At 72.4% G+C, this 5,380-nt stretch carries 7 protein-coding genes; 6 read left to right on the top strand and 1 reads right to left on the bottom strand.

Going from position 1 to position 5,380, the window contains the following annotated elements; genetic code table 11:
* Positions 1 to 2,082, bottom strand: a 2,082-nt coding sequence (locus AC1DY2_RS14650; protein ID WP_476763090.1) for a bifunctional alpha,alpha-trehalose-phosphate synthase (UDP-forming)/trehalose-phosphatase, incomplete at its 3' end; no start/stop codon positions are given.
* 95 nt (positions 2,083 to 2,177) lie between these two features.
* Here AC1DY2_RS14650 and AC1DY2_RS14645 point away from each other — a divergent pair.
* The 6 genes from AC1DY2_RS14645 to AC1DY2_RS14620 all read left to right on the top strand — a co-directional run.
* Positions 2,178 to 2,498, top strand: coding sequence for a DMT family transporter (locus AC1DY2_RS14645; RefSeq protein ID WP_476763089.1), 321 nt, complete (start codon positions 2,178 to 2,180; stop codon positions 2,496 to 2,498).
* 1 nt (position 2,499) lies between these two features.
* Positions 2,500 to 2,880: a DMT family transporter gene (locus AC1DY2_RS14640; RefSeq protein WP_476763088.1), complete on the top strand. Its 381-nt coding sequence runs from the start codon at positions 2,500 to 2,502 to the stop codon at positions 2,878 to 2,880.
* Positions 2,881 to 2,966: 86 nt separating this feature from the next.
* Positions 2,967 to 3,155, top strand: coding sequence for a hypothetical protein (locus tag AC1DY2_RS14635; protein WP_309979378.1), 189 nt, complete (start codon positions 2,967 to 2,969; stop codon positions 3,153 to 3,155).
* A gap of 160 nt (positions 3,156 to 3,315) precedes the next feature.
* Positions 3,316 to 3,747: a hypothetical protein gene (locus AC1DY2_RS14630; RefSeq protein ID WP_476763087.1), complete on the top strand. Its 432-nt coding sequence runs from the start codon at positions 3,316 to 3,318 to the stop codon at positions 3,745 to 3,747.
* Between the two features lie 160 nt (positions 3,748 to 3,907).
* Positions 3,908 to 4,576, top strand: coding sequence for a biotin transporter BioY (locus AC1DY2_RS14625; RefSeq protein WP_476763086.1), 669 nt, complete (start codon positions 3,908 to 3,910; stop codon positions 4,574 to 4,576).
* The coding region (locus tag AC1DY2_RS14620; protein WP_476763085.1) for an acyl-CoA synthetase family protein at positions 4,573 to 5,380 on the top strand (808 nt) is incomplete at its 3' end. The genes AC1DY2_RS14625 and AC1DY2_RS14620, both read left to right, overlap by 4 nt.

Below are 5,380 nucleotides of genomic sequence, written 5' to 3'. Positions count from 1 at the left end.
CTCGTCGGTGACGTCGTCGCCCACGTACATGACCGCCGTCGCGCCCACGTGCTGCCGCAGGCGGGTCAGGGACTCCCCCTTGTCGCTCGAGCGCACCGCGAACTCCAGCACCGACTTGCCGGTGCGCACGGTGATGCCGAGCAGTTCGGCCTCGACCCGGTTCCGCGCCGCGTGCTGCAGCGCGGTGCCGGCGTTGCCCGTGAGTCGGCGCGTATGCAGGGCGAGCCCGGCCGGCTTGTGCTCGATCCACGCGCCGTCGGCGCCCGACGCGATCTCCTCGACGATCGACGACAGCCGTTCGAGCTTCGCCGTCTCGGACTCGCGAAGGTCGATCGTGACGCCGGCGGGGTCGAGCTGCAGCTCCACCCCGTGCGATCCGCTGAGGAGCGTGCCCTCGGGCGGACTGGCGACCTGGCCGAGGCTCTCGAGGGCCCGTCCGGAGACGATGGCCACCCGGGTGTCGTCGGCGGCGCCGAGTCGTTCGATCGCCGCCCGCGCCCGGTCGGTCGCTCGTGCGTCCTCGGGCCGGTCGACGAGCGGCGCGAGGGTGCCGTCGAAGTCGAGGGCGACGAGCAGCCGCTCCGTGCCGGCCATCCGGTTGATCGCGCCCTGCAGCGGATCGGACACCCCGGGCTTGATGATGCCCGCGCCGGTCAGCGTCTCGAGGAAGCTCGCCGACCAGTGCGCCACGTCGTTGTCGCGCACCCGCTTGCGCAGTGCCCGCATGCGACGGGAGCGCTCGCGCTTCGGCATCCGGGTCGCCTCGACGATCGCGTCCTTCAGGCCCTCGATGTCATGCGGGTTCACCAGCACCGCCTGCCGGAGCTCATCGGAGGCCCCGGTGAACTCGCTGAGCAGCAGGACCCCGTCGTCGTCGAACCGGCAGGCCACGTACTCCTTGGCCACGAGGTTCATGCCGTCGCGCAGCGCGGTGACCAGCATGACGTCGGCCGCCAGGTAGAGCGCCACCATCTCCTCGCGCGGGTAGCCGTGGTGGAGGTAGGCGATGGCCTGGTGCTCGAGGGTGGAGTAGTCGCCGTTGAGCCGGCCCACCGCGAGCTCGATCTCGTCGCGGAGCTGACGGTACGTCTCGACGCGCTCTCGCGACGGGCTCGCCACCTGCACGAGCGTGACGTCCTCGACCTTGAGCCGTCCATCGCGCAGCAGTTCGCCGAACGCCTTGATGCGGTGCCGGATGCCCTTGGTGTAGTCGAGCCGGTCGACGCCGAGCATGATCGTCTCGGGATTGCCGAGGCTCTCGCGGATCTCCTGCGCGCGCTCCTGGACGTCCGCGCGACGGGCGAGCTCCTCGAACCCGGCGGTGTCGATCGAGATGGGGAAGTGCCGCGCCACCACCCGGCGCGGGTCGCCCCCGTCGTCGGGCACGTCGATGATCGTGCCGTGCGTGGAGTAGCCGAACAGGCGGCGCACGGCACGCGAGAAGTTGCCGGCGTCGGCGGCGCGCTGGAAGCCGATCACGTCGGCCCCGAGCAGTCCGTCGATCACCTGCCGCCGCCACGGCAGCTGCGAGTAGATCCCGTAGGCGGGGAACGGGATGTGGTTGAAGAACCCGATCACGAGGTCGGGGCGGCTCTCGCGCAGCATCCGCGGCACCAGTTGCAATTGGTAGTCCTGCACCCAGACGACGGCGCCGTCGGATGCCGCACGGGCGGCGGCCTCGGCGAACCGGCGGTTGACGCGCACGTACGCCTCCCACCACTCGCGGTGGAAGGACGGCGGCGCGATGACGTCGTGGTAGAGCGGCCACAGTGTGTCGTTGGAGAAGCCCTCGTAGTAGTCCTCGAGCTCGTCGGCCGAGAGCGGAACCGGGATGATCGAGATGCCGTCGTGCTCGAACGGGGGGAACTCGCGGTCGGCGACGCCCGCCCAGCCGATCCAGGCGCCGTCGGCGGCGCGCATCACCGGCTCGAGGGCGGTCACCAGGCCGCCCGGCGAGCTGTTCCACTGGGTGGTTCCGTCTGGGCCCTCGCGGTAGTCGACGGGAAGCCGGTTCGAGACCACGATCATGTCGTAGACGTGGTCGACGTAGAGCTCGTCGCGCTCCGAATCAGGGGCGTGCATGTGGCGGGTGTCCCTCCCTCGCGATCCGTTCAGGCTAACAGCCGGTCCTTCGCCGGCGGGGCGCAGAGCGTTACAGTGACGCTCGGGGGTGGCGCATGGAGTGGGTGATCCTGATCGCGTCGGGCGTGCTCGAGGCGGTGTGGGCGACGGCACTCGGCGCCTCGAAGAACTTCCGCCGGCTCTGGCCGACGCTGCTGTTCCTCGTGGCGCTGGCGCTCAGCATGACGGGGCTCGCCTTCGCCATGACCGTGATCCCCGTCGGCACCGCGTACGCGGTGTGGGTCGGCATCGGCGCGGTGCTCACCGTCGCCTACGCGATGATCTTCGGCGGCGAGAAGGCCAGCGTCGTGAAGGTCCTGCTCCTGCTCGGGATCATCGGCTGCGTCATCGGCCTGAAGCTCGTCGGGGAGGCCTGACGTGTACTGGACGATCCTCATCATCAGTGCCGTCCTCGAGGCGGTCTGGGCGACCGCGCTCGGGTACTCCGAGGGATTCTCCGAGCCCCTGCCGACGGTGGTGTTCTTCGTCGCCCTCGCCGGCAGCATGGGGGGACTCGCCTACGCGATGCGCGGCATCCCGCTCGGCACCGCGTACGCCATCTGGACGGGCCTCGGCGCCGCACTCACGGTGACCTACGCCATCACGTTCGGCGGCGAGTCGGCGAGCGTGCTGAAGGTGATCTTCCTCGCCGRCATCATCGCCTGCGTCGTCGGCCTGAAGCTCGTGCACTCCCACGAGGAGCGCGTGGCCGACGCGGTGGGCGCGCTGCCCCCGCCCGACGAGCCGCCGGGAACCTGACCGGTCCGGCACCGCGACCTCGAGGGGTACGGGCGTGTCCCGCGCAACCCCTCGGCGGGCGGATGCCGATCCGATAGCGTTGCGGCATGCGCAAGTACCTCTTCAGCGGAGCAGTGATCAGCTCGATCTTCGGCGCGATCGGCGTGGTGAAGGCCACCGCGTCGGGCCCGCGGGACTGGCGCCTCCTCCTCATGTGGATCTCCTGGGCGGCCAGCCTGGCCATCGCGATCGGCACCGTCGCCGACGAGTCGAAGCGTGCCGAGCTGACCGAGTAGCATCGTCGACGGAGCTCTCCCGATCCCCCTCTCGACCGGTCTCGCAAACCGGCGACTGCGGCGTGTCAACCGCGATCCGCGGCGCACGGGCAGAGACTGAAATCACGACCCGCCGCCCGGCCAGAGCCGTGCGGACCGTTCCCACCGAGAGGGGCCACCGATGTTCCGCCGCTGGCGCAGAGCGAGGCTTGCCGCACAGGCCGCCGCCCACGCCGCCGCCCCCAAGCCGCGCGCGACCGCGGCCGACCTTCGGGGCGAGCACCTCTTCGAACTGCTGAACGCCAGGCTCTCGGAGTTCATCGGTCCCAACGGGGCCTGGTCGCTCGTGCGTCGCACCGACGCCGACACCGACCGCATCTTCCACGCCATGCTGACCCACCAGATCGCCGCCGAACTCACTCGCACCCTGCTCGACGAGCGCGAGTCGGTCGCCATCGTCGTGCCGGCCGAGGACGAGCCGCTCGCCCTGAGCTGGGAGCCCGCGCCGCTCGTCGTCTGGGCCGACCCCGTGGTCGTCGCCGAGTCCGAGTCGGATGCCGCATCCCTCCCGACCATCGGCGCCGCCGCCACGATCGAGGCCCGCGCCGCCTGAGGCGCCGCGGACCCGCCGACGTGCTGCGCCGGCCGGGACCGCTGCGCCGTTCCAAAAACGCACGGCGATTCTTGTACGCCCAGGGCGACGGGGCGCTCCCCCGTTTTCGTAGCGTGAGATCCGGGCACGACGCCCGCATCCGCCACGAGAGGGAGACCCGATGAGCGCCGCCCAGCACACCTCGCACGACGCAGCCGCCGACCCCGCGGCATCCGTCGCCCCCGATCGTCGCCGTCGCACCACCGCGACCGACCTGGCTCAGATCGCCGTCTTCGCCGCGCTCATCGCCGCCCTCGGGCTGCCGGGCGCGCTGTACGTGGGCGGCACGGCGGTGCCCATCACGTTCCAGACGCTCGGCGTCATGCTCGCGGGCGCGATCCTCGGCGCGCGCAACGGGTTCCTGTCGGTGCTGCTCCTGCTGGCGCTCGTCGCGGCGGGCCTGCCCCTGCTCTCGGGCGGCCGCGGCGGACTCGGCGTGTTCGTCGGCCCCTCGGTGGGCTACCTCATCGGCTGGCTCCTCGGCGTCGTCGTCATCGGCTGGTGCACCGCACGCCTCCTCCCCCGGTATCGGGTGCTGCCCGCGCTGGCCGCGACGGCGCTCGGCGGCATCGTGGCCGTCTACCTCGTGGGCGTGCCGGTGTTCGCGGCGATCACGGGCACCCCGATCGACGTCGCGTTCCTCGGCTCCCTGGTGTTCCTCCCCGGCGACCTCGTGAAGGTCGTCGTGACGGTGCTCGTCGCGAAGGGCGTGCACCGTGCCTGGCCGGGCCTCATCGCGCCGCAGCCGTGGCCGTGGCAGCGCACCGCGGCGGTCGCCACCGGCGCATGACCGGCTGGCTCCGCGGGGCGCCCGACGACGTGGCGCTCGCCTTCGGCCCCGACGTCGTGCGATACGGCGAGCTCGCCGCACTCGTCGGCGGGGTGCGGCTTCCACCCGGCGATGGTGCGGTCGGATGCCCCGTCGGCACCCCACCCGTCCACGTGATCAGCACCGTGCTCGCCGCCCTCGACCGGGGCCGGCCGGTGCTCGTCGGCGGCTCGCAGCATGACGCCGACCGGATCACGGGCGAGCTGCCGCCCGGCACCGAGCTCGCGCTGCTCACGTCGGGCTCGTCGCGCTCTGCCGGGCTGCCGCGGGTCGTCGCGCGCACGAACGCGTCGTGGCTCGCCTCGGCCGGGCCGCTCGCCGAGCTCGCCGGCCTCGGCGCCGGTGATCGCGTGGCGGTGACCGGTCCCCTCCACGTGTCGATGCACCTCTACGCCGCGCTGCACGCGCTCTGGCTCGGTGCGTCGGCCACCGACGACGTCGCCGGAGCGACCGTGGTCCACGCGACCCCGACCCGGCTCGCACGACTGCTCGACGACGTCGCCGCTCCCCCCGCGGCGATCGTCGCCGGGGCGGCCATGAGCGACGCGCTGCGATCTGCGGCGGCGGCCAGTGGCATCCGGCTCACCGAGTACTACGGCGCGGCCGAGCTGTCGTTCGTGCTCGCCCGTGTGCACCGCGCCGGCGCCGGCCCTGCCGGCCTCGACGCGTTCCCCGGCGTCGAGGTCCAGCTGCGAGCTGCCGCGGCCGGCGACGAGCTGTGGGCCAGGTCGGCGTACCTCGCGCTCGGCGTCGTCGGCGGCGGGA

The sequence above is a fragment of the Agromyces sp. P1_H4 genome (assembly GCF_056405255.1).
The sequence above is the reverse complement of the archived record's forward strand: the minus strand, read 5'-3'. Positions and strand labels throughout refer to the sequence as shown.